This is a genomic window from Variovorax sp. GW821-FHT09D05 (genome assembly GCF_059416325.1).
The window spans coordinates 161174-182418 of sequence record NZ_JBWKOZ010000014.1 but is presented as its reverse complement, the minus strand read 5'-3'; the positions used below and the strand labels follow the sequence as shown (position 1 = coordinate 182418).

21 protein-coding genes and 1 pseudogene are annotated in these 21245 nt (G+C 66.6%); 8 read left to right on the top strand and 14 right to left on the bottom strand.

Annotated features, from left to right (window positions below; all coding sequences use genetic code 11):
* Position 1: 1 nt before the first annotated feature.
* Both AC07O3_RS31485 and AC07O3_RS31480 read right to left on the bottom strand, forming a co-directional pair.
* Entirely contained in the window at positions 2 to 2017 is a 2016-nt protein-coding gene (locus tag AC07O3_RS31485; RefSeq protein WP_495341210.1) for a type VI secretion system Vgr family protein, read from the bottom strand.
* A 92-nt stretch (positions 2018 to 2109) separates the two neighbouring features.
* Positions 2110 to 2592, bottom strand: a complete 483-nt coding sequence (locus AC07O3_RS31480) for an Hcp family type VI secretion system effector (RefSeq protein WP_093057155.1) — start codon at positions 2590 to 2592, stop codon at positions 2110 to 2112.
* Positions 2593 to 3049: 457 nt separating this feature from the next.
* Between AC07O3_RS31480 and AC07O3_RS31475 the strand changes: the two are divergent.
* Positions 3050 to 3183 (top strand): annotated as a pseudogene (locus tag AC07O3_RS31475) (transposase); the annotation flags it as partial.
* A 185-nt stretch (positions 3184 to 3368) separates the two neighbouring features.
* Here the strand turns inward: AC07O3_RS31475 and prpR are convergent.
* The gene (gene prpR / locus AC07O3_RS31470; RefSeq protein ID WP_495341203.1) at positions 3369 to 5369 is read right to left on the bottom strand and encodes a propionate catabolism operon regulatory protein PrpR; all 2001 of its coding nucleotides are present in this window, start codon (positions 5367 to 5369) and stop codon (positions 3369 to 3371) included.
* A 221-nt stretch (positions 5370 to 5590) separates the two neighbouring features.
* Here prpR and AC07O3_RS31465 point away from each other — a divergent pair, with 221 nt between their 5' ends.
* Genes AC07O3_RS31465 through AC07O3_RS31455 form a run of 3 tightly spaced genes read left to right on the top strand, consistent with a single transcriptional unit; the run spans position 5591 to position 8032 of the window.
* Positions 5591 to 6544 carry a tripartite tricarboxylate transporter substrate binding protein gene (locus tag AC07O3_RS31465; protein WP_373423618.1) on the top strand — a complete coding sequence of 318 codons (954 nt, stop codon included), beginning with the start codon at positions 5591 to 5593 and terminating at the stop codon, positions 6542 to 6544.
* A 7-nt stretch (positions 6545 to 6551) separates the two neighbouring features.
* Complete coding sequence (locus AC07O3_RS31460) at positions 6552 to 7427, top strand: isocitrate lyase/PEP mutase family protein (RefSeq protein ID WP_495341202.1); 876 nt, start codon at positions 6552 to 6554, stop codon at positions 7425 to 7427.
* 14 nt (positions 7428 to 7441) lie between these two features.
* The gene (locus AC07O3_RS31455) at positions 7442 to 8032 is read left to right on the top strand and encodes a cysteine hydrolase family protein (RefSeq protein WP_495341201.1); all 591 of its coding nucleotides are present in this window, start codon (positions 7442 to 7444) and stop codon (positions 8030 to 8032) included.
* Positions 8033 to 8068: 36 nt separating this feature from the next.
* Here AC07O3_RS31455 and AC07O3_RS31450 read toward each other — a convergent pair whose 3' ends face one another.
* A complete protein-coding gene (locus AC07O3_RS31450) occupies positions 8069 to 8482 on the bottom strand; it encodes a DUF4124 domain-containing protein (protein WP_495341200.1) in 414 nt (137 codons plus the stop codon).
* A gap of 401 nt (positions 8483 to 8883) precedes the next feature.
* Between AC07O3_RS31450 and AC07O3_RS31445 the strand changes: the two genes are divergently transcribed.
* The 3 genes from AC07O3_RS31445 (at position 8884) to AC07O3_RS31435 (ending at position 11395) form a co-directional block, all read left to right on the top strand.
* A complete protein-coding gene (locus AC07O3_RS31445) occupies positions 8884 to 9408 on the top strand; it encodes a hypothetical protein (protein ID WP_093057146.1) in 525 nt (174 codons plus the stop codon).
* Between the two features lie 113 nt (positions 9409 to 9521).
* A complete protein-coding gene (locus AC07O3_RS31440; RefSeq protein WP_093057145.1) occupies positions 9522 to 10013 on the top strand; it encodes a hypothetical protein in 492 nt (163 codons plus the stop codon).
* A 134-nt stretch (positions 10014 to 10147) separates the two neighbouring features.
* A complete protein-coding gene (locus AC07O3_RS31435) occupies positions 10148 to 11395 on the top strand; it encodes a metallophosphoesterase (protein WP_495341199.1) in 1248 nt (415 codons plus the stop codon).
* Positions 11396 to 11413: 18 nt separating this feature from the next.
* Here AC07O3_RS31435 and AC07O3_RS31430 read toward each other — a convergent pair whose 3' ends face one another.
* The 4 genes from AC07O3_RS31430 to AC07O3_RS31415 form a co-directional block, all read right to left on the bottom strand.
* Positions 11414 to 11911 (bottom strand): polyhydroxyalkanoate granule-associated phasin, encoded by a 498-nt coding sequence (locus AC07O3_RS31430; protein WP_093057143.1) that lies wholly within the window; start codon positions 11909 to 11911, stop codon positions 11414 to 11416.
* Between the two features lie 241 nt (positions 11912 to 12152).
* Positions 12153 to 13118, bottom strand: a complete 966-nt coding sequence (locus AC07O3_RS31425) for a lysylphosphatidylglycerol synthase domain-containing protein (protein ID WP_177192762.1) — start codon at positions 13116 to 13118, stop codon at positions 12153 to 12155.
* Between the two features lie 19 nt (positions 13119 to 13137).
* Positions 13138 to 14409 carry a cardiolipin synthase ClsB gene (gene clsB, locus AC07O3_RS31420; RefSeq protein ID WP_495341198.1) on the bottom strand — a complete coding sequence of 424 codons (1272 nt, stop codon included), beginning with the start codon at positions 14407 to 14409 and terminating at the stop codon, positions 13138 to 13140.
* A gap of 11 nt (positions 14410 to 14420) precedes the next feature.
* On the bottom strand, positions 14421 to 15215 hold the full coding sequence (locus tag AC07O3_RS31415) for an endonuclease/exonuclease/phosphatase family protein (RefSeq protein WP_093057140.1): 795 nt from the start codon (positions 15213 to 15215) through the stop codon (positions 14421 to 14423).
* 242 nt (positions 15216 to 15457) lie between these two features.
* On the opposite strand from AC07O3_RS31415, the gene AC07O3_RS31410 reads away from it, so the two are divergent.
* Positions 15458 to 15892 (top strand): serine/threonine protein kinase, encoded by a 435-nt coding sequence (locus AC07O3_RS31410; protein ID WP_489016174.1) that lies wholly within the window; start codon positions 15458 to 15460, stop codon positions 15890 to 15892.
* A 96-nt stretch (positions 15893 to 15988) separates the two neighbouring features.
* On the opposite strand, the gene AC07O3_RS31405 is transcribed toward AC07O3_RS31410, so the two are convergent.
* The 6 genes from AC07O3_RS31405 to xrtQ all read right to left on the bottom strand — a co-directional run bounded on the left by AC07O3_RS31405 (position 15989) and on the right by xrtQ (position 21221).
* Positions 15989 to 16555 (bottom strand): Spy/CpxP family protein refolding chaperone, encoded by a 567-nt coding sequence (locus AC07O3_RS31405; protein ID WP_495341197.1) that lies wholly within the window; start codon positions 16553 to 16555, stop codon positions 15989 to 15991.
* A 195-nt stretch (positions 16556 to 16750) separates the two neighbouring features.
* Positions 16751 to 17647, bottom strand: a complete 897-nt coding sequence (locus AC07O3_RS31400) for a pirin family protein (RefSeq protein ID WP_093057137.1) — start codon at positions 17645 to 17647, stop codon at positions 16751 to 16753.
* A gap of 44 nt (positions 17648 to 17691) precedes the next feature.
* The gene (locus AC07O3_RS31395; protein ID WP_093174656.1) at positions 17692 to 18462 is read right to left on the bottom strand and encodes a GNAT family N-acetyltransferase; all 771 of its coding nucleotides are present in this window, start codon (positions 18460 to 18462) and stop codon (positions 17692 to 17694) included.
* The gene (locus tag AC07O3_RS31390; protein ID WP_093076463.1) at positions 18459 to 19724 is read right to left on the bottom strand and encodes a biosynthetic peptidoglycan transglycosylase; all 1266 of its coding nucleotides are present in this window, start codon (positions 19722 to 19724) and stop codon (positions 18459 to 18461) included. The genes AC07O3_RS31395 and AC07O3_RS31390 overlap by 4 nt, the downstream gene beginning before the upstream one ends.
* 17 nt (positions 19725 to 19741) lie before the next feature.
* A complete protein-coding gene (locus AC07O3_RS31385) occupies positions 19742 to 20311 on the bottom strand; it encodes a hypothetical protein (RefSeq protein WP_093057134.1) in 570 nt (189 codons plus the stop codon).
* Entirely contained in the window at positions 20292 to 21221 is a 930-nt protein-coding gene (xrtQ, locus tag AC07O3_RS31380; protein WP_495341196.1) for an exosortase Q, read from the bottom strand. Before xrtQ ends, AC07O3_RS31385 begins: the two co-directional genes overlap by 20 nt.
* Positions 21222 to 21245 lie beyond the last annotated feature (24 nt).

Sequence of the window (21245 nt, the reverse complement as noted above, 5' to 3'; positions counted from 1 at the left end):
CTCAGGCCTCCGGCGGAAATTGGGCATCGACCTTGCCGCGGATCGTGCCCTCCTGGCCTTCGCCGCCGGGTGAGGTGCCGGGCCCGCCGCCGGGCATGTTCAGGTCGAGGATCTGCGCCAGCGTGTTGATCTGGCCGCTCTCGGTGGCCGTGATGTTGAACGACTTGCAGGTGAGATTGACCTGGCCGCTCGCGTTGAGCTCGATCACGCTCTGGCCGCACACCAGCCGGATCTGCGTGCCCGCTTCCATCGTGTAGGTGGTTGTCGCGGAGTCCGACTTGCTCGCGCCCACCAGCACGGTGTCGCTGCCGCGCACGGTGCGGGTGCGGGAGCCGCCGATGGTGATGCTCTCGGCCATGTCCACCGTTTCGGTACGGCTCTTGTGGATGGTGCTGGTTTCGTTGCCGTCGATGGTCTTGGTGCGGTCATTGCCGACCCACTTCGTCTCGTCGTTCTCGACCTCGGTGAGCTGGTCCTTCTGCGCATGCAGCCACAGCTCTTCCGCCCCGGCCTTGTCCTCGAAGCGGATCGCGTTGGCCATGTCGGGCGTGCCGCCCTGCGAAGAGCGCGTGAGCGTGCCGCTCTGGGTCTTGTTGGCCGGCAGGTCCCACGGCGGCATCTGCAGTGCGTTGTAGACACAACCCGTGACGATCGGATAGTCCGGATCGCCATTGAGGAAGTCGACAATCACCTCCTGGCCGACGCGCGGGATGTGCATCGCGCCATAGTTGCTTCCAGCCCAGGTTTGCGATACACGGATCCAGCACGAAGAGTTCTCATCCCTCTGGCCGTAGCGGTCCCAGTGAAACTGCACCTTGATGCGCCCGTACTGATCGGTGTAGATCTCCTCGCCGGAAGGTCCGACGACCACTGCGGTCTGTGGGCCCGTGGTACGCGGCTTGGGCGTACTGCGCACGGCACGATACAAGGCGCTTTCGGGTAGCACTTGAAATGTCTGGCGATAGCGCGTGCTGCTGGTGCCTTCGCTGTAAGCCGCGTGCGTCGCGCCATCCTTACGTAATGCGTTCTCCTCGAAGTCACAACTGACGGCTTCGATCAAGTAGCGCTTGTTCTCACCGTCATTGGGGTGCTTCGCGAGATCGAACAAGTAGCCAGAGGCCAGATGGCGCAAGTTGCCTTGGCCATCGACGAGTTCGCGCCGCGCACCTTGCTGCTCCATGCGCACGCGCGCATAGTTTTCACCGTCTCCAGATTCCGTGTAGCCACCAGGCCAGTCATAGATTTCGTAGCTATCCTGGCTGTGGCCTGCGGGCTGGCGATGCAGGCTGTCGATTTTGGCGTTGGGCTTCTTGAAGTCGTAGTCATCGCTCGCATAGTGCCCCGACGCGACGTCTTCACTGTGGCTCCAGGTATCGATGAAGTCTTGCTCAAGAACCTGGGCCGCGAGGACGCCCGCATGGTATGGGACCTTGGTGGGACCAGCGGGCAGGGAAACGTGCGAGGTCATGCCATCACACAGCACCATCTTGTGGCTGCCCTGCGCATGCTCGAAGTAGTAGTAGAGCCCCTCCTGCTCCATCAGGCGGCTGACGAAATTGAAATCGGTTTCCGCATACTGCACGCAGTAGTCCCAACTGCGGTAGCCGCCGCTGAACTTGTCTTCAAAAGCGAAGCCGTAGGGCGCGAGCACCTCGTGCAGGATCTCAGGCACGGTCTTGAACTGGAATATCTTGAAATCGGAGCGCCGCGTCGCGTACCACAGCCACGGCCTCAGCACGGCCTCGTAGACATGCTTGTCACCATCATCTTTGCCGACGTAGGTGAACTGCGCCACCTGCCCGCTCAGAAAGCGCTGACCGGCACCACCTAGTTCGGTCGCGAGGTTCACTTCGACGCTCATGTCCTCGCCGAGCATGCTCTTGGCAGTGATGCCAGGCGTGTCAGCGATCAGCCGGACTCGGTATTCGAAAAGACTGGAGATACGCTCCTGCCCCATCATCGAGCGGAACACGAGGCGCTCGCCCTGCGAATGGTGGGCGATGAAACTACGGGACATTCTCTTGGGCTCCCCTCGCCAGTTCCTTCGAACTGCAAACCAAGTGGGCGGCCGCTCGGTCTGGAATCCAGTGCCGATGGCCGGCACGTGAATCAGGCTTCCTTGTTTTCCTTGATGTTCCAGCCCAGGACCGTCTCGGCGCCCTTGCCGCCCTTGTCGGTCTGTTCCCAGTACTGTTGCTTGACCTTCGCGGCCTGGAACGAGTACTGCACAAACACGGCGTCAGAACCCTGCTCGGCCGTGTACTGCACCGACGTGACCAGTACTTCCTCGAGAGTGACGCGCGTGTACTCGATCTGCGAGCCGCCGGCCTTGCACACCGACACTTCCACCTTGCTCAGGTGCTTGCCGCTCGCGCAGTTCTTCAGCACGGAAGGCGCTGCCTTGTCGATGCGCGCCAGAACCTGCAGGTCGTTGAAGCTGGCCTTGCCAACCCCGCCGCCACCACCGCTGACCATGTTGCCGGGCTGCGTCGCGCCCCAGGCAAACGACTTGATGTCCGTCCATTCCTTGTGGTTCGAGTCCTTCGACTCACCGTTCGCGCCTTCGACGCGCATGAACATGTCTACTGCCATGATGATTGACTCACTGTGTGTCCGAGAAAAAGAAAGGATGCGGCGATGACCGCAACATCGGAGTGAGCAGGTGTGATCGACAAATCTCGATTCTGAGATCGAATACTTGTCGCTTCCTCCCTACCTTCTTGTAATTGGAAGCACTCTAAAGGCAGGGAAGAAAAGCGGAAAGCGAGCAAACTTACTAACCATCGCTCAACTTTTCCTAGTAATAACCCTCTTGTTTTAGAAATGAGAGAGGGGTCTGGGGAACTACCGCTTCCAAACTCCTTTGGCTGCTCTTCCGTCACATCTACGCGACACAACTGTGTGATGTGAAGTGTGAAGTCCAAGGATCCATAAGCAGGGCCAGATGTCGCATTGGCGCCCAGCTAATCCTGTTAATAAAACAAAAGCGGCACTGTTGGCGTCGATCCCACCCGCCTGAGTCGCTAGGGTCAAGGGCAGCAGGTCGTTCAAGGAACTGTGCAGCCTTGGCGGCTTCAGCGATGCGACCTTCTCTACAAGTGGCGTGCCGAGTTCGACGGCATGCAGGCCAGCGAAGCCCCGCGGCTGCGGGAGATCGAGAGCGAGAACGCCAAGCTCAAGAAGCGCTGAAGGTGGGCTTCGGGTAAAGCGCTAACCCCGCAGGCCAGACGCGAGGCTGCTGCCAGGATGGTTAGGAACTGTCCGACAGCGAGCGCCGCATTTGTAGCTATGCGGGGGTGCCCACAGCCAGCTGCCGGCGCTTAACCTGTTGATGGCCCTAATCACGATTCCTCAACTAATTTGAGAACCTACAAGGCGCGCGTTTTCTTTGGCGTGGGACCAGCGTCCGTCGCCGACTCTTCATCGCGCAGCCGCCGCCACAGCGTGGCGCGGCTGATGCCGAGCACGGCGCAGGCCTTGGCCTGGTCGCCCTGCACCGATTGAAGCACCTCGCGCACGCGACGCAGTTCGGCAGCGCGTCGTGCGCCCTTCAGCAGGCGTTCGCGCACGGGCGCCGGGCGAGCTTGGGTGCATTCGGGAAATACCTCCAGCAGGCGGGCTCGGTCCAGGTTGCCGGCGGGCGCCAGGTAGCTGTGACAAGCCAGCAGGCGCTCGATCAGGTTTTCCAGCTCGCGCACGTTGCCAGGCCAACCGTAGCCCGCGGCCAGTTCCAGCAAAGCGGCGAGCCAGGCCGATGCCTGCGCTGCCGGTACGCCAGCCCTGCCGGCGCGGCGGGCCATCAGTTCGGCCGCCAGGAGCGCGATGTCGGCTTCGCGATCGCGAAGAGGAGGCATCTCGATGCGCAGCACCGCGAGCCGGTAGTACAGGTCGCGCCGGAAGAGGCCGCGCTCCACCTGGGATGCGAGGTCGGCATGTGTGGCCGCGATCACACGCAGGTCTACCGGTACGGCAGCGGTCGCCCCGAGGCGAAGCACCTCCCGCTCCTGCAGCACGCGCAGCAGCCGGGTCTGCAGCGCCACGGGCATGTCGCCGATCTCGTCGAGAAACAGAGTGCCCGTGTGGGCGGCTTCAACCAGGCCTGTCTTGCCGCCGCGCCGCGCGCCAGTGAAGGCGCCTTCCTCGTAGCCGAACAGCTCACTCTCCAGCAGGCTCTCTCCCAGGGCGGCGCAGTTCACGGCCAGGAACGGCTGCGTCGCTCTCCGGCTGGCGGTATGAATGCCCTGCGCCACGAGCTCCTTGCCGGTGCCGCTCTCCCCGACGATGAGGACCGTAGCCTCGCTCGACGCGCATTGCGCGGCAAGCTCGCGCACGCGCTGCGCCAGGGGGCTGTTGCCTGTGAATGCCTCAAGCCGGTATCGCGTGGGTGCGCCCCGTTGCCGCTGGTTGGCGCGCAGGTGGCGGTCCGCGCGCTGGATCACTGCCGGGTCGCGGCACACGAGCAGCGCGCCGGTGACCTCGCCTCCTTCCATGACCGGCGCGCGCCGGACCACCAGCGTACGCATGCCGATCTGCAGCACCTCCTCGGCCGGGGCCTCGCGCAGGCGCAGCGTGGCGCCGAGGTCCAGCACGGGCTCCACTTCGCCCAGCACGCGGCCCGCCAGTTCCTGGACGGAGGCTCCCAGCAGTTCCGCCATGACCGGGTTCAGCGCCTCGATGCGCTGCTGCAAGTCCACCGCGACCACGCCGTCCTGCAGCTGACCGAGGACGGTGTTCAGCCGTTCGTGGCGCGCCCGCTCGGCAAGGCTGTGGCGTGCAAGATGGATGGCGTCCTGAAGCGCCTGGCGCACGGCATCGTCCGAATACATCAGCACGCTGGCGATGCCGGCTTGCTCGGCCAGGTCGGCGACCAGGCCGGGCGCGACCACTGCCTGGACGCCAGCCGCGCGCAGCGCCTCCACGCAGGCGGGGGCATCGTCGGCGCCCCGATAGCTGAACTGGGCAATGCCCATGCCGAACAGCGCGTCGAGCTGCGCCAGATGCTCCGAGGGACCGTCGAACGACACGAGCCCCACCCGGGGCGAGAGGGCGCGCGCGGCCGCCAGCGCACGCATCAGGTCGAAGCCGCGTACCTCCACCATGGCCACCGGGATGTCCAGATGCTGGCGCAGCCATTCGCCGCTGGCACCTGCCGCCACCACCGCATCGACCGGTGCGCGCGCATGCAGTTCGCGCACCGCTTCGACGGCCTCGTCGAAGGCAAGACCTACCAGTTCGATTTGCGCCTGCGCCGCCACCTCGGGTACCAGTCGCACCAGCACGCGGCCCAGTCGGTGGCGAGCTACGGCCACGATGCGAGGCCGGCGAGGCGCGGCGGACGAATGGGCAGGTGGCAGGACGAGTGCGTTCATTCGACGGATTTTATGATTTCAAAAGTGAAATGAATTTGAAACATCGCGCGTGGACTGACTGCCGAGGAAAGTCATAAATTCCTTTTGGATCAATGACTTAAATCCAACCACTTGCGAATCCGGTCTATGGCATAGCGCTTGCGCACCCTGGATAAGACCCCCGTGGTCTTGCTTTCCCAAATAACCAGGAGCCAACCGTGAACTTCCGTCGCCTTTCTGCAGTGGCATGCGCAACCGCCGCCGCCCTGGCTTGCACGCTATCTCTGAGCGTCCAAGCACAGACATGGCCCACCAAGCCGATCCGGCTCGTCGTGCCTTTCTCGGCAGGCGGTGCCAACGACCTGATGGCGCGCGCCGCGGCCGAAGGAGCATCGAAGCAGCTCGGCCAGCCGGTGATCATCGACAACAAGCCCGGTGCGGGCGCCATCCTCGGCGCCGACGTGGTCGCCAAGAGCGCGCCCGACGGCTACACCTTCCTGGTGAGCGCGGCCGGCGTGGTGTCGAACAGCATGATCAAGAAGAACATGCCCTACAAAGACGAGGCACTGGTGCCGGTGGCCATGATCGCGCTGGCGCCCTCGGTGGTGGTGGTGCCGGCCAACGCGCCCTACAAGGATCTGAAGGAGTTCGTCGCCGCGTCGAAGAAGGCCGGCAACGGCTTCCACTGGGCCACGGCGGGCACCGGCAGCACGCCGCATTTCGTCGAAGGCATTCTCGAGACGAAGTACGGCAGCAAGCTCGACGTGGTGCCCTACAAGAGCGGCTCGGAGTCGATCACCGCGGTGCTCGGCAACCAGGTCGAAGCGACGTCGGAGGCCAGCATCGTGGTGCTGCCGTACATCAAGAGCGGCAAGCTCAAGGCACTGGCAGGCACGTGGACGCAGCGCATCTCGGCCTACCCCGAGCTGCCGACGGCGGCTGAAGAGGGCTTCCCCGAGATCCGCATCGCGCACTGGGCCGGCGTGCACGCGCCGCGCGGCACGCCCGACGCCATCCTCGACAAGATGGCCGCTGCGATCGACGCAGCCATGAAGTCGCCGGAGACGGCCAAGCGCCTGAAGGACATGGGCATCGAGCCCATCGGCGGCACGCGTGCGAGCTTCACCAAGTTCGTCGACGAAGAGCGCGCAAGGCTCGGTGGCGTCGTGAAGGCCACCGGCATGAAGGAAGACTGAGAACCCCATGAGCACGACCAACGAATCTCCGAAGAAAACCCTGCGCCGGCTGGCCGAGGCACGCCGCGGCGTGCTGGTACCGGGCGCGTTCAACGCGATGTCGGCACGCGTGATCGAAGACCTCGGCTTCGAGGCGATCTACATCACCGGTGCGGGCGTCACCAACATGTACCTTGGCCTGCCCGACCAGGCCTTCATGGGCCTGCACGAGATCGCCGAGCACACGGCGCGCATCCGCGACGCGGTGAACCTGCCGCTGCTGGTCGACGCCGACACCGGCTTCGGCAATGCGCTGAACGTGCGCCACACGGTGCGCGTGCTCGAGCGGGCGGGGGCAGACTGCATCCAGCTCGAAGACCAGGTCAGCCCCAAGCGCTGCGGCCACTTCTCGGGCAAGGCGGTGATCGACACCGACGAGATGCTCGGCAAGATCAAGGCAGCTGTCGACGCCCGGCAGGACAGCGACCTGCTCGTCATGGCCCGCACCGATGCGGCCGCCGTGCACGGCTTCGAGGCCGCCATCGAGCGCGCGCAGAAGTTCAGCGAGGCCGGTGCCGACATCCTGTTCGTCGAAGCCGTGACGCTGGCCGACGAAGTGCGTGCGATGCCGCAACGCTTGAACAAGCCGCAGCTCATGAACATGGTGATCGGCGGCAAGACGCCGACCTTCGGTGCGCAGGAGCTGGGCGCGCTGGGCTACGGCTTCGTGCTGTACGCCAACGCCGCCTTGCAGGGCGCGGTGGCCGGCATGCAGAGAGCGCTCACCGCCCTGCGCGACGACAAACGCCTGGAGGAAGATCCCGCGCTGGTAGCCCCTTTCGCCGAGCGCCAGCGCCTCGTCGGCAAACCCCAATGGGACGCGCTCGAGCGTCTCTACATCTAGGCCCAGGCAGTGCCATGAACAGGCTTTCAACCGCAGAGATCCAGCGATCGGCGCTGCTGGTCATGGACTACCAGCCCGGCATCCTCGGCTTCCTTCCCGATCCGGCAACGCTGTTCACGAAGATCATGCCGGTACAGCAGTTGATGCGCTCGCGAGGCGCGAAGGTGGGCTTCGTGCGCGTGGCTTTCGATGCGTCCGACCTCGAGCGCTTTCCCGGGCACAGTGCCATGGGCGCGCGCGTCAAGGCGGCGGGCGCCCATATGCATCTCGACTCCCCATCGACCGCCGTCCATCCGGATTTAGGCGCCGCGCCGGGCGACATCATTGTTCGCAAGACGCGGGTGGGCGCCTTCTCGACGACCGACCTCCATGCCCAACTGCAGCGCGCGGGCATCGAAACCCTGGTGCTCGCCGGCGTACACACCAGTGGCGTGGTGCTTTCCACGGTTCGCGAGGCGCACGACCTCGACTATCGGCTCATCGTCCTGTCGGACGCGTGCGCCGATCCGGATGCCAAGGTGAACGAGTTCCTGTTGCGCGAGATCTTTACGAAACAGGCGACCGTGGTCACTACGGCGGAGTTTTGCGAAGCGATCTCGCCTTAGCTTCGGGCGCCGCGGACACGTCCTGCCGGGCGCTTGTCATTGGAGGTGCAGAGTCGAGACCTGCGAGCCTTCGGTGCAGGGGCCGTCTGAATATTCGGCCGTGCCGGAAGGCGTGACGCACTTGGTCACCGCAGAGCGGGCAGGCGCTGCCGCTACTGACAACACATCGGAAGGGGAGGATGGCGAGGCCGGCAAGGCGGATGCCCGAACGGGCAGGGCAGCCGAAGTCGCCGGTAGTGCATCGCTTGAGCGAGCGTTTGCCAGCGGCGACTGAGCGACCGCAGGGACCACGGCCGCCTGGACAGGCGCTCGCGCCGCGCGCTCCCTCAGCAAGTCCGTCAGTGCCACGTAGAAGAGGAACACCGCCAGCAACGCCAACGCCAGGCACGGCGCCCAATAGCGTTGCGACCCGAGGCCGGTTTCCGGCCGCCCGCTCAGTGCCGCGGCCATGCCGGGCCCCCGCTCTGCAACGTCCCCGCCCGCCGGGCGTCCACTTTCTTGAACTCTTCGATCGTCGATTCGAGGGTCATGGCTGAAGCTCCGTGTGTCCGTTCAGCAGTTCATATCGCGCGCCGCGATGCACCGCTGTAGGCGCGCACCCCTGCACGTTTGCGGATTCAGACGCCAAAACGCCGCATGACGCGGCGAAAAAGCACGGATCAGGGTTTCCGTGAGGTCTGTTAGTAAAAGTAGCCCACACGCGCGTCACACGGCCGTCATCAGCTATGAAAACAATAGCATTCAGTTCCAATCCGAAGATCGTTCCTCGTAAACGCTATATCTAGCCCGACTCTTGCTAAGCAAAATCCTCGACGGATTTCACGTCACGCAAGATCGAGGACCACACAGCAATGAACCCTACGCGTCTCCGCCGGCCCCTGGCCGCGCTGGTATTGGGCGGTACAGCAGCATTCCTCGGGGCCGTGACTTCGGCCCATGCGTTCTCGAACCCGCCCATCCAGGTGGCGCAGGGCATCGAATACATGTGCGGTGGCGCCGCCAGGGATGAAGCCGCATTCATGGAAATGGTGTCGCCGCGCTGGGCCGCGACCATCGAGTTCGGCGTGAGCGACGGCAAGGGCGCGCAGGTGGCTGGCTTTCCGGCCAAGGCCCTGATCGAGGTGCGCCAGAAATACACGGGCCAGGTCGTGATGGACGTGCAGTCGCAAGGCCCCTACATGCTGGCGCGCCTCAATCCGGGCGCCTATGACGTGAACGTGACGCTCGGCGGTCTCACGCTGACGCAGTCGCTGGTGGTGATTGCCGGCATGCCGGCGCGCACGTCGTTCGTCTGGCCGTCGAATTTCGACATGGCTTCGGTGACGCCGGCGCTGCCGCAGACGCAGGCTCTCGCGCAAACTTCCGCCGCCCGCTGAGCGGTCGGCCGCTCCGCTACCCGGCCTGGCGGGCCGGTCAGCCTTTCCTAAGCCACGCGCCGCACAGTGGCACCGTGGCTTCTCGCCACGACGACCAGGAAAGGATCCAGACCATGACCCCCCGTTTTCCATCATCGCGCACGATGCGGCCGCTGGCGGCCGCGGTGTTCTGCGGCGCCGTTCTGCTCGGCGCGCTTTCGTCGGCCCAGGCGGCGGTGAACCCGCCGATCTACATGGCGCACGGCGTCGAGTACATGAGCGGCGGCATCGGCAGCGACGAGGCCCAGTTGATGGAGACGGTGTCGCCGCGCTGGCCCGCCACCTTCGAGTTCGCTGTCAAGGACAGCAAGGGCGCCGACTTCGCGGCCAATGTGCACGTGACGGTGCGCGACAGCAGCGGTGTCGCATTGCTCGACAACGTGGTGTCGGGCGGCCCGTTCATGGTGGCGCGGCTGGACCCGGGCAACTACGAGGTCGAGGCGCGGATCGGCAGCCAGGTGCTGAAGCAGCCGCTGCACGTTCTGCAGGGCGCGCCGACCAAGGCGACCTTCGTCTGGCCGGCGGGCACCGACATGGCTTCGGCCAGCACGCGCACGGTGCAGTAGCGCGGCGAAAGTGGGCGCCGGCACCGCATCCGGCCGGCACCCGCTTTGTTAACTCCACCAGGCCATAACGCCTGCTATCCGGGCGCCTTGCGCTATAGAAAAAATAGCGATTGCGGCGCCTCCCGGTATCTTGAATGCGCGGCATGCGCCTTGCAGGTGGTGTATCCCGGGCAGTGCCCGAACCCATTGCCCCGATGCCGATCCGTCCCCTGAGCGCTCTGACCGCGCTGTTGCATGTCTATATAGCGCTGCGCCTGCTGCCCGCGCTGGCCATGCTCACGCCCGCATGGCCGTTGGCGCTGCTCGCGCTGGTGGTGTCGGCGGTGACGATTCCGCTGCCTTTCGCATCGCGCCGCATCGGGCGCGATGTCTCCACGGGCGAGGTACTCAAGTGGGTCGGCCTGATCAGCATGGGCTGGTTCTCGTCGATGTTCGTGCTGACGCTGGTGCGCGATGCGGGCCTGCTGCTGACCTGGCTGGCGAGCGCGCTGGGCGGCGTGCAGGTGCAATGGAACGCCCTGCGGCCATGGAGCGCGCTGGCGGTGCTGGCGATGGCCACGGCCACGTCGGTAATCGGTTTTCTCAATGCGCGCCGAACGGCCAGCGTGAAGCGGGTGGACGTGCCCATCCAGGGCCTGCCGCAGGCGCTCGAAGGCTTCACCATCGCGCAGCTCAGCGACATCCACGTGGGGCCGACGATCCGCAGCGCCTACATCCAACGCATCGTCGATGCGGTGAACCGCCTCGGCGCCGACGCCATCGCGATCACCGGCGACCTGGTCGACGGCACGGTGCCGGAACTGCGCGAGCACATCGCGCCGCTGGCCGGGCTGCGCGCGCGCCACGGCACCTTTGTGGTCACGGGCAACCACGAGTACTACGCGGGCGCGCATGCCTGGATCGACGAGCTGCGCCGGCTGGGCCTGAAGGTGCTGCTCAATGAACACGTGGTGCTGCAGACGCGCAACGTGCGCGGCGCGCAGACCGACGAAGAGCTGTTCGAAAGCGCGCTGGTGCTGGCCGGCGTGACCGACTTCACCGCCGGGCACTTCGATGCTGCGCATGCCAGCGATCCGCACCTGGCGCTGCATGACGCACCGCCGCTGGTGCACACGCGCGTGCTGCTCGCGCACCAGCCGCGCAGCGCGGTGCTGGCTGCAGCTGCCGGCTACCAGCTGCAGCTGTCGGGCCACACGCACGGCGGCCAGTTCTTTCCGTGGAACCTGTTCGTGCCGATGCAGCAGCCCTTTACGGCGGGCCTGCACCGACTGCACGACATGTGGGTGTACGTGAGCCGGGGCACCGGCTATTGGGGCCCGCCGAAGCGCTTTGGCGCGCCTTCTGAAATCACCCTGCTGACGCTGGTGCCGGCGAAGGCCTGAGCGGCCTGGCCCGCTCGATCAGGATTCCAGCTCGGCCAGCCGGCGGGCGTTGGAGGTGGCTGCTGCGTGAATCGGCTTGAGGCCTTCGCGCGCTATGCGTACCGCAATGCCTGGGAACTGGCTCGCTGCGTTGACCGTGCCGGCTGCCGACTGCACGAATGCGTCGCCATGCGCTGCCGCCTGGGCCGGCGTGACGCTGCCCGCCAGCGAGAAGAAAGCCGTCGTGCTCTGAACCCATTGCTGCAGCACGCGGTTGGCGAGCGAGAAATGGCTGCGGTGCCACTGCTTCACCATCGCAATGCCCGATTCGCTCGCGGCCGCGAGCTTCTCGTCGCCCATGAGCTGGAATTCCGCGAGGTCGGCCGCACTGGGCGCGAGCCCGGCCTTGGCGATGCGTTCGGTCCGGATGCGGATCACCGAGCCGGAGGACAGCAGCATCTCGTTGGTCTTGAGCGCCAGGTCGAGCCACTGCATGAGCGGATTGGCCAGACGGGCGGCGGATGTAAGAGACGACATGTGGGGCAGTGCGATTTCGCTTGGAGGAGGTCGGACCACTATAGGCTTCGCAGGCTGCAGATGTTGCAGTGCAGCAAACCTGACTCCGCATTTTTGTTGATCAAGTCCCGCTTTCCGATGTGGAAATTACGTGCTGATCGAATATCGAACGCGGCGGAAACCAATGATGCCGACTTATTCCCACTTCATGCATTCAGAAGTCACATCGTGAGATGCACCGGCTGCGCTACGCCTGTCACTTCTAGCGCCCTGGCCTCGCCGGCACGCGCAGCCGCCTGGCCCTCGCTTCGGTGACCAGATAGCCCAGCGTGGCCACCACCAGCGGCAGCAGGTAATACAGGCCGCGATAGGCCAGCAGCGCGCCGAGCAGCTTCGCTTGTGGCACCTCGTGCGCGAGCAGCGCCACGAACACCGCCTCGAGCACGCCGAGCCCCGCCGGCACATGGGTAATGACGCCTGCCACCGCCGCCACCAGCAGCACTGCGAGCACCTGCGCGTAGCCGACCTGCCCCTGCAGCAGGAACCAGATCACGCCGCCCATCAGCGACCAGTTGGTGCACGACATGGCCAGTTGCAGCAGCGCCATCGGCAGCCCCGGCACCTTGAACGCATGGCCGCGCACGCGCCAGGTGCGTCCCTGTGCCGTGGCGCACAGCACCAGGTAGGCCAGTGCCGCCATCAGCAGCACCGCGCCGAGGATGCGCAGGCCCTCGCCGTCGATCTTCCAGTTGGGCGGCAGCGTCATCGGCCAGAAGCAGAAGGCCGTGCCGGCCACCACGAGGTAGCCGAGCCAGTTGGTCAGCATGCTGAAGCCGAGCACGCGCGTGATGGTGTCGTTCGCAAGCCCCAGGCGCGAATACAGCCGGTAGCGGAACGCCACGCCACCCACCAGCGAACCGAGGTTGAGGTTGAAGGCGTAGCTGATGAAGGTCACGCCCATCACCGTGCCGGTGCCGAGCCGGTGCCGCGTCAGGTGCCGGCCCAGCAGGTCGTACGTGCTGTAGAGCGCAAAGCTGCAGGCCGCCAGCGCACCGGCTGCGAGCAGGAAGATGAGAGGCAGCGCGCGAATGGCGTCGAGCACCTCTTCCCAATCGATGGTGCGCGCCTGCCGCACGAGCAGCCAGGCGATCAGCGCGAAGAAGCCCCACATCGCCGCGCGGCGGGCCCAGGGCCACCAGCTGTGGCGGGAGAGTGCCATCGTGCTCATTGCGATACGACCTTTCCGCTCAGGCGGTTTCCGTCTGCGTAGCACCGCCGGCCGGATTGCTGCGCCCGGTGTCGCGCCGGCTCGCAAGGTCGGTGGCCTCGGCCGGCGTCAGGCGCGGCACGTGGCGCGGCAGGCGGCCCAGCAGGGCCGGATACCAGCGCAGGATGTGGAAGACGAAGAAGCTGCGCACCAGCCGCCAGCCGCTCCATTCGCTGGCGAGGTCGGCCGCCTCCACCTGCTTGCAGCTGTGCTGCATCAGCTGGTCCATGCGCTCCCACAGCACCTTGTTGAAGGCTTCGTCGCGCACGATCACGTTGGCTTCCAGGTTGAGCGACAGGCTCAGCGGGTCGAGGTTGCTCGAGCCCACGGTGCTCCACTTGTCGTCCATGAGCGCGACCTTGCCGTGCAGCGGGCGGTCGCAGTATTCGTAGATGCGCACGCCGGCGTGCAGCAGGTGGTGGTACAGCATGCTCGCGGCGGTCTTCACGATCGGCATGTCGGGCTCGCCCTGCAGGATGAGCCGCACGTCCACGCCGCGCCGCGCCGCGCGCCGCAGCTCCTTGATGAAGCGGTAGCCCGGAAAGAAATACGCATTGGCGATCACGATGCGCTCGCGCGCCGTCCGGATCGCGGCGCGATAGTGGCGCTCGATGTCGTTGGTGTGGCGCCGGTTGTCGCGTGTGACGAACATGGCTTCGGCCTCGCCGGCGTGCACTTGCCCGGCGCGCGGCGCCTGCTTCAGCCTGCGGCGGAACCAACCCGCGCCCTTGCCGCCGAGCGCGATGGCGCGCAGCACGAACTGATGGATCTCCGCCACGATCGGCCCCGCGAGTTCGACCGCATAGTCCTGCTTGGCCTTGGGGCCGAAGTCGAGCAGGTGGTCCGCCGAATAGTTGATGCCGCCGACGAAGGCGCGCGCGCCGTCGATCACCACGATCTTGCGGTGCATGCGGCGAAACACGTTGAGCCGCTGGCCCATGAAGCGCTGCCCCGGGTCGAACACACGCACCTTCACGCCGGCCGATGTCAGGCCTTCGATGAACTCCCGCGAGAGATCGGGTGAGCCGAAGCCGTCGATCAGCACATCGATCTTCACGCCGCGCTGCGCCGCTTCGCGCATGGCGGCATGCAGCTGCATGCCCACCTTGTCCTCGAACAGGATGAAGGTCTCGATGATCACCTCGCGCTGCGCCTGCCGGATGGCGTCGAACACGCGCGGGAAGAACTCCTCGCCGTTCTCCAGCAGCTCGATGCGGTTGCCGCCGATCCAGCGGTTGTTGTTGTTGCTCATGTCTTGCCCGCTCACAGGTCGATGTCCGCCACCAGCGGGGCGTGGTCCGACAGGTGCGACCACGGCCGGCGCGGCAGCACCACGGGCGCGTGCACGCCGGCATTGCGCACGTAGATGCGGTCCAGCTGCAGCACCGGGAAACGCGCCGGAAAGGTCCTGGCCGCGCGGCCGTGGGCGTGCACGAACACCTCGCGCAACGCGGCGCCTTTTTCCAGGATGTCGTGCGCGCGGCCGCGCCAGTCGTTGAAGTCGCCCGCCACGATCAACGGCGCATCGGACGGCACCTCGTCGCGCACGATGTGGCACAGCAGTTCCAGTTGCTGCTCCCGGTGCGCCTCGGCCAGCCCGAGGTGCGCGCAGATCACATGCACGTCGACGACGCGGCCCGGCAGCCGCAGCACGCAGTGCAGCAGGCCGCGCTTCTCTGGGCCGCTCACCGACACGTCGTGATTGCGGAAATGCACGATCGGAAATTTCGAGAGCACCGCGTTGCCGTGGTGGCCTTTCGGGTACACCGCGTTGCGCCCGTAGGCGAACTGCGGCCACATGGTGTCGGCCAGAAATTCGTAGTGCGGCGCCTCCGGCCAGTTGTTCACCCTGCGCGAATGGCGCGAGTGGGTGCCCAGCACCTCCTGCAGGAACACGACGTCGGCCCCCACGGTGCGCACGGCATCGCGCAACTCGGGCAGGATGAATTTGCGATTGAGCGCGGTGAAGCCCTTGTGGGTATTCACCGTCATGACCTTGAGCGAGGTCGGCAAGACCGGCGTGGCCGCCGCGGCGTCGGGAATGGGCGAAGAAGACATCGTTGTGCGGGTTGTACGTGGCCCCGCGCGCGCTGACTGTAGGAACGCGCCACCTTCTTCGGACCCATTCGCCCCTTTCGCTGCGTGGCGGCGGGCTCCCCATGGCGGCCGGCTCCTACAGGCAGGCCTGCCGCACCCCCACACGACGGGGATTTCACCGCTCCTACGGTGAATTCAGGGCTCGAGAAAAGCAGCCCGCGTTTTCATCCACCGATACCGATACAAGCCACAAGGAGCAAGCCATGAAGCAAGTCACTTTTCGCGCCACGGTTCTCGCCGCGCTGCTGGGCACGGCAGGCATCGCCCTGGCCCAGACCACGTCCATTCCCGCCCAGCCCGATCCATCGGCGGGCGGCGAAGCCAGCACCATGACGCCGGCCGGCGTCGCCAACCCGCCGCAGCGCCCCGACAACTCGATGCCCGCATCGCGCGAAGCGGTGAGGGCCGAGGCCCGCGCTCAGAACCGCAGCAACGCCACCACGATGGTGCCCAAGGGCGAGGCAACGACCATGATCAACCACCAGCCGAACGCCATGCCGCAGCCGACCGGCGAGATGTCGCGCGCTGAAGTCAGCCAGACGGGGCGCAAGGTCAAGCCGCAGTTCGGCCAGAAGGGCGAGCGCCCGAACGTGGTGACCAACCCGACGGACAAGGCCGGCACCGGCACGCCGGATTAGTCGGCAAGGCCGCCCGTCAATGAAAAAGCCCGCAGCGCGAAAGCGTTGCGGGCTTTTTCTTCGACAGCGCCGTCACCGGCGCGTCGCGGGTGGGGGTCAGCTCTTGGCGGGCGCCGGCGCACCGCGGTGGCCGTCATGACCGCGATGGCCATCGTGGCCACGGGGGCCGCCGAAGTGCGCGGTCTCGGCGTCGAAGGTCTTCTGCTGCTCGGGCGTCAGCGCGGCATAGAAGGTCTTCGTGGCGTCGGCACGCTTGGCAAACATCGCGCTGCGCTCGGCCTGGCGGGTCTGCATGCGTTCCAGGCGCTCCGGCGTGGTCAGCTTGGCGAACTCGGCGCGGTCCAGGTGCGGGCGCGGGCCGGCGGGCGGCTGCGTCGCGGTGGTGAAGGAGCTCCATGCGCCTTCCTGTGCCGAAGTGAGCTTGAGCTTTTCCTTCAGGGCGGCAAGACGCTTGGCGCGGTGCTCCTGCATGCGCTCCATGCGCTTGGCGGGGTCCATGCGCTTGTGCTGCGCCTTGGGCGCGGCGGCGCTGTCGGCCTGGGCCACCGCGGCGGCGGGTGCGGAGGGAGCAGCGGCCGGCGCTTGAGCAAAGGCGCCCGAAGAGGCGAGGGCGGCCGAACCCAGCAGGCTGGCCCAGACGATGCGTTGGCGAAGAGAAATCATGAGAGTTGCTTCCTTTCGAAGAAGCCCGCCACCGATGGGCAGCAGGTGAGACGAAGTGTGGAAGAGCTCTGTGTCGCGCCAGTTAGCCCTGCGTGAGCTTGCGTAAAGAATGATGAACCGCGACCGTGGGCACAACGCATGGCGTGACTTATTGCCTCGATTGGCCGGCCACAGTCGCTTCGGGGGTGAACAGGCTCAGCCCAGCTTGCCGTTCTGGAAATCGTGCACGGCTTGCTTGACCTGCTCCTGCGTGTTCATCACGAAGGGCCCGTATTGCACGATGGGTTCGTGCAGCGGCTTGCCGGCGATGAGCAGCGCGCGCGCCGGGCTGTGGTTGGTTGCGCCGGCGCGCAGCACCACGCCGTCGCTGCCCGCGTCGTTGGCCAGGATCGCCATGCGCCGCGTCGGAATTTCGCTGCCCGCGATCCACAGCGATTCGCGGAACACGTAGACCAGCGCGTTGTGATCGTCCGGCAGCGGCTGTGCGAACTCGGCGCCCGGCGGCAGCGTGATGTCGAGGTACAGCGGCTCGGTGTGCTCGCGCCGCACCGCACCCTCGATGCCGTGGCTTGCGCCAGCAATCACGCGCACGTGGGCGCCGCCGGTGGTGGTGAACTCGGGAATCTCTTCGCTCTGGACGTCGCGATACCAGGGCTCGCGCATCTTGTCTTTGGCAGGCAGGTTGAGCCACAGCTGAAAGCCCTCCATCAGGCCTTCTTCCTGCTCGGGCAGCTCGCTGTGCACGAGGCCGCGGCCGGCGGTCATCCACTGCACGCCGCCGTTCTCGAGCAGCCCTTCGTGGCCTTCGCTGTCGCGGTGGCGCATGCGGCCCGCAATCATGTACGTGACGGTCTCGAAGCCGCGGTGCGGATGGTTGGGAAAGCCACCGATGTAGTCGCCCGGGTTGTCGCTGCCGAAGGCATCGAGCATCAGGTACGGGTCTAGCCGCTTCTGCAGGGGCTGCTGCAGCACGCGGGTGAGTTTCACGCCGTCGCCGTCGCTGGTGGAAACACCGGCCACGATGTGGTCGATGCCGCGCGGCGTGGCGACGGGATCGGTGGGGTGGTTGGCGTGGTGGTTGGCATTCATCATGCGTCCATGGTGGCACTAACGCGCCCGCCGCGCCACCCGCCCCGTCAAGGCCACTGCTGGCGCTGCCAGTAGTTGTACTTCCAATGCGTCTCGAAGCCGGCCCGGCGGTAGAGCGATAGCGCCGGGTGGTTGTGTGCGTCGACCTGCAGGAAGACCCGCTCGAAGCCGCGCGCCGATGCGGCCTGCGCCAGCCCGGCGAGCACGCGCCCCGCAAGGCCGCGCCCGCGTTGCGCCTGGTCGGTGCGCATGCCGTGCACGCTGGCCCAGCCGTGGCCGAACGCCATTGCGCCGGCCGCCAGTGTGCGGCCGCCTTCGCGCACGCTGGCATAGAGCGTGCCCTTGGCCCGCGAAAGCATCCGCACGCGATGGGCGCCGTCCACCGGATCGAAGCCCTCGCCGAGGAACAGCGCCGACCACGCGTCGTCGGGCGCGCGGTCGACATCGGCCAATGCGTCGCCCGGCGCGACCACCTGCCGCATGCGCTGCACCGACCCGATCTGCACGCAGGTGGGGCTGTCGCCGATGTAGTGCCGCCGCTCCAGCTCGGCGCGCAGCCCGTCGAAGCAGGGCGCGTCGGCCAGCCGCAGCGCGGGCACGACCTGGCGGCTGTCGTAGCGGTCTTCGATGCGGTCGAGCGTTGAGTGATCGACCGCACTGCGGTGCAGCGGCACGGCCGATCTGGCGCGCTTCACGGTGCCGCCGGCAAAGGGCAGCAGCCAGCCGTCGAGCTCCTCGGTCAGGTCGGGCGACACGGCCGCGATGGTGGCGCGCTCGATGGCTTCGATGTCGGTGACGTTCAGTGTCATGGTGTTCATGGCGTGGCCTCCGGCGCCGTGAACTTCGCCGCGGCCACGCCCTTGAGCAGCGCTTCGCGCTGGTTCCGGCTGATCCCGCGGATGCCCTCGGCAACCCACTTGATGCGGTCGGCGTCGATGTGGCCGTCGCGCCGCCATTGCTCGAGCACGGCCTGCGGCTTGTGCAGCATGGCGGCGAGCCACACGGCCTGCGCCGGTTCGAGCGTGCGTGCGCTGCGCTTGAAGTAGCGGCGCGCCGCGGCCTCGGCGCCGCAGATGTTGCCGCCCCAGGGCGCGTTGTCCAGGTACAGCTGCAGGATGCGGGCCTTGCCCAGCGTCTGCTCCATCTCGACCGCGTAGAGCAGCTCGCGCAGCTTGCGCTCGGCCGTGCGGTCGCTGCCCGTCACCAGCAGCTTGGCCAGCTGCTGCGTGAGCGTGCTGCCGCCGCGCCGGATCTGGCCGGGCTTCTGGTTGTTGTCGATCGACGCGAGGATCTCGGTCAGGTCGTAGCCGCTGTGGGTGAAGAAGCGCTGGTCTTCTGCGGCGATGACGGCGCGCGCCAGCCAGCTGTCGTTGGCGAGCTTGGCCGAGGGGCCGCAACTGGTGCGCGCGTTGAGCATGGCCTCGGTGCCCAGCCCCTCGACGGTGAACTGGCTGATGACGGGTTGCACGGCGAAGGTGGCCTCGGGCAGCACGAGCTGGCCGCGCAGCGCCAGCGTGCCGCCGATGCGTGCGCGCTGCAGTTCGGGCAGGGTAGGCACCAGCACCGCGTACCAGCGTGCGATAGGTGCGTCCTGCACGCTTGCGTTCAGGTGAATGTTCTTCGGCGCGAGCCTGCCGTCCCAGTTGCCTTGCAGCCGGGTGGTGTCTGTGCCTTGGGGCGTGGCCTCGAAGGTGCCGTTGAGCGTGTTGCCGTCGCGCTTCACGGTGGCGACCAGGCGCTCGACCCGGATCGGCTGGGTGCCGAGCGCCGGCACCTCTGCACTGCAAGGCGCGCACTGCATCTCGAGCAGCTCGCCGGCCGGCTTCCAGGCGAAGCGCACGGTGCCGAAGCTGGTGTCGAGCGAGCGCCCGTCGAGGTAGGGCGCGAACCACGAGGAGGTGGCCACGCGCACTGCGGTCGGAATGCCGATCTCGAAATTCAGCGGGCCCGTCTTCACCGTGGTGCTCCACTCACCCGCAGCCGGCGCGAGCGCCAGCTTGACTATCAAAAAGATAGCTACACACGCTGTAATGACCAAGGCCAGCAGGCCATAGAGCACGAATCGCAGGATCTTCTTCAAGGCACGTTCTCGGATCGTCAGATCGGTTTTGCCACCGTGACAGCTTGCCACGGCCCATGGGATTGGCCGCTGGCCGCTGCCCAGTACCAGCTTGAAGTGTCTGTGAAAGCAGTGCCCCGGGCATCGACGATGCGCTCGCAAACGCGGATTTTTTGCGCGCCGTGCCGTTGCGCAACAAAACAGCGCCACATGCGCTCCTGCGCATCGCGTTCCAGGCGCGCCTGTTCGATGCGGTAGCCCAGCGCGCGGTAGCAGTCCGTCGCCGGGTGCAGCATGCGCGTGGGCTGCGCCACCTCGCGCATCACCAGGGTCTGCGTGCCGTCGGTCATGCGGCCGATGGCGCCGGGGAAGCGATCGGCAAAGCGCTGCTCCACGTCGCTCAGGGCCAGCGGGCGCAACGGAACGCCATCCCACTCGCTAGGCCATTCGTGCGACATCACGGCAGCAACCGGTTCGGCTGGTGCGCGCATGGCCGCGGTTGCCGACCACAGCACGCACAGCACCATCGCCAGCGCAAAGGCTGTCTTGTGGCCGATGCGGTTGATGAAATGGTTTGCAAACCAACGTTCAAAGAACGGTGTCGACATGGCGGCTTCCTTGGGTGGTGATCAGGCCTGGAATGGGGTGTTCGGCAGCTTGGGGTTCGGACTGCGCCGGCACCATGAGGCGGGCGATGGCGCCGCACACCACGGCCAGCACCAGCAGGCCCAGCGCGTTGTGTGCCCACGGCGCAAGCGGATGGCCAGCGCCTTCGAAGGCGATCAGCACGCTGTTGCGCACGATGTTCCCGGCCAGCACGAAGAGGCCGACCATCGGCAGGCGTCGCATGAAGGCGCGGTCGCTGCGGCGTGCCCACAGCGCGACGGCGCAGGCCGTGAAGTAGCCGAGCCACACCATCTGCACGCCCGAGCAGGGCGCATCGACGATCACAAGGCGGCCATCGATCATCAGGCTCGTGCCCTCGCGCGCCACGTCGAAGCCCGGCGCCAGCAGCCAGCGGCTGACTTCGGCCGTCAGCACCCGCAGCGGATAGCCGGCGTAGAACTGCAGCGACGACAGCAGCGGCAGCGCGAGCACCGCAAGGCCGGCCACCGGAAACGCCGCCACGCGGCGCGGCAGAAAAGCCAGCAGCCCGCAAGCCAGCGCCAGCACGGCCACCAGCCCGGCCGCGAGCGGCGGCAGCGCGGGCATGAAGCCGAGCCCCGTGCGCAGCAGCGTCGCGAGCACGGTGCCAGCGCCGGCCAGCGCGAGCCAGCCCAGCCGCGGCGAGGCGCGCAGTTCATGCCGGCGGCTCCAGGTCAGCGCCGCGAGGGCAACCAGCGCCAGAAGGCCCATCGGATCGTCGGAGCCGTCGCGCATGCGCTGCACCATCCAGACCCAGGTCGGCATCAGCGCGAGAAACTGCAGCCCGAGCCAGCCGGCAGCCGGCGTGCGGTCGATGTGGATGCCCCAGTCCACGATGCGCGGGTGGCGGTGGGCGAGCGTTGCCAAAGACATTTTTCTTCTCTCTCTTTTGCTTTT

Excerpts from the sequence above, each read along its gene's own strand:
- AC07O3_RS31425 (WP_177192762.1), bottom strand. The coding sequence starts at position 13,118 with ATGAGCACGATGGCACTCTCCCGCCACAGCTGGTGGCCCTGGGCCCGC.
- AC07O3_RS31460 (WP_495341202.1), top strand. The coding sequence starts at position 6,552 with ATGAGCACGACCAACGAATCTCCGAAGAAAACCCTGCGCCGGCTGGCC.
- AC07O3_RS31435 (WP_495341199.1), top strand. The coding sequence starts at position 10,148 with ATGCGCGGCATGCGCCTTGCAGGTGGTGTATCCCGGGCAGTGCCCGAA.
- AC07O3_RS31480 (WP_093057155.1), bottom strand. The coding sequence starts at position 2,592 with ATGGCAGTAGACATGTTCATGCGCGTCGAAGGCGCGAACGGTGAGTCG.
- xrtQ (WP_495341196.1), bottom strand. The coding sequence starts at position 21,221 with ATGTCTTTGGCAACGCTCGCCCACCGCCACCCGCGCATCGTGGACTGG.
- AC07O3_RS31445 (WP_093057146.1), top strand. The coding sequence starts at position 8,884 with ATGAACCCTACGCGTCTCCGCCGGCCCCTGGCCGCGCTGGTATTGGGC.
- AC07O3_RS31405 (WP_495341197.1), bottom strand. The coding sequence starts at position 16,555 with ATGATTTCTCTTCGCCAACGCATCGTCTGGGCCAGCCTGCTGGGTTCG.
- AC07O3_RS31400 (WP_093057137.1), bottom strand. The coding sequence starts at position 17,647 with ATGATGAATGCCAACCACCACGCCAACCACCCCACCGATCCCGTCGCC.
- AC07O3_RS31485 (WP_495341210.1), bottom strand. The coding sequence starts at position 2,017 with ATGTCCCGTAGTTTCATCGCCCACCATTCGCAGGGCGAGCGCCTCGTG.
- AC07O3_RS31455 (WP_495341201.1), top strand. The coding sequence starts at position 7,442 with ATGAACAGGCTTTCAACCGCAGAGATCCAGCGATCGGCGCTGCTGGTC.
- AC07O3_RS31450 (WP_495341200.1), bottom strand. The coding sequence starts at position 8,482 with ATGGCCGCGGCACTGAGCGGGCGGCCGGAAACCGGCCTCGGGTCGCAA.
- AC07O3_RS31415 (WP_093057140.1), bottom strand. The coding sequence starts at position 15,215 with ATGTCTTCTTCGCCCATTCCCGACGCCGCGGCGGCCACGCCGGTCTTG.
- clsB (WP_495341198.1), bottom strand. The coding sequence starts at position 14,409 with ATGAGCAACAACAACAACCGCTGGATCGGCGGCAACCGCATCGAGCTG.
- AC07O3_RS31410 (WP_489016174.1), top strand. The coding sequence starts at position 15,458 with ATGAAGCAAGTCACTTTTCGCGCCACGGTTCTCGCCGCGCTGCTGGGC.
- AC07O3_RS31395 (WP_093174656.1), bottom strand. The coding sequence starts at position 18,462 with ATGAACACCATGACACTGAACGTCACCGACATCGAAGCCATCGAGCGC.
- AC07O3_RS31430 (WP_093057143.1), bottom strand. The coding sequence starts at position 11,911 with ATGTCGTCTCTTACATCCGCCGCCCGTCTGGCCAATCCGCTCATGCAG.
- prpR (WP_495341203.1), bottom strand. The coding sequence starts at position 5,369 with ATGAACGCACTCGTCCTGCCACCTGCCCATTCGTCCGCCGCGCCTCGC.
- AC07O3_RS31440 (WP_093057145.1), top strand. The coding sequence starts at position 9,522 with ATGACCCCCCGTTTTCCATCATCGCGCACGATGCGGCCGCTGGCGGCC.
- AC07O3_RS31385 (WP_093057134.1), bottom strand. The coding sequence starts at position 20,311 with ATGTCGACACCGTTCTTTGAACGTTGGTTTGCAAACCATTTCATCAAC.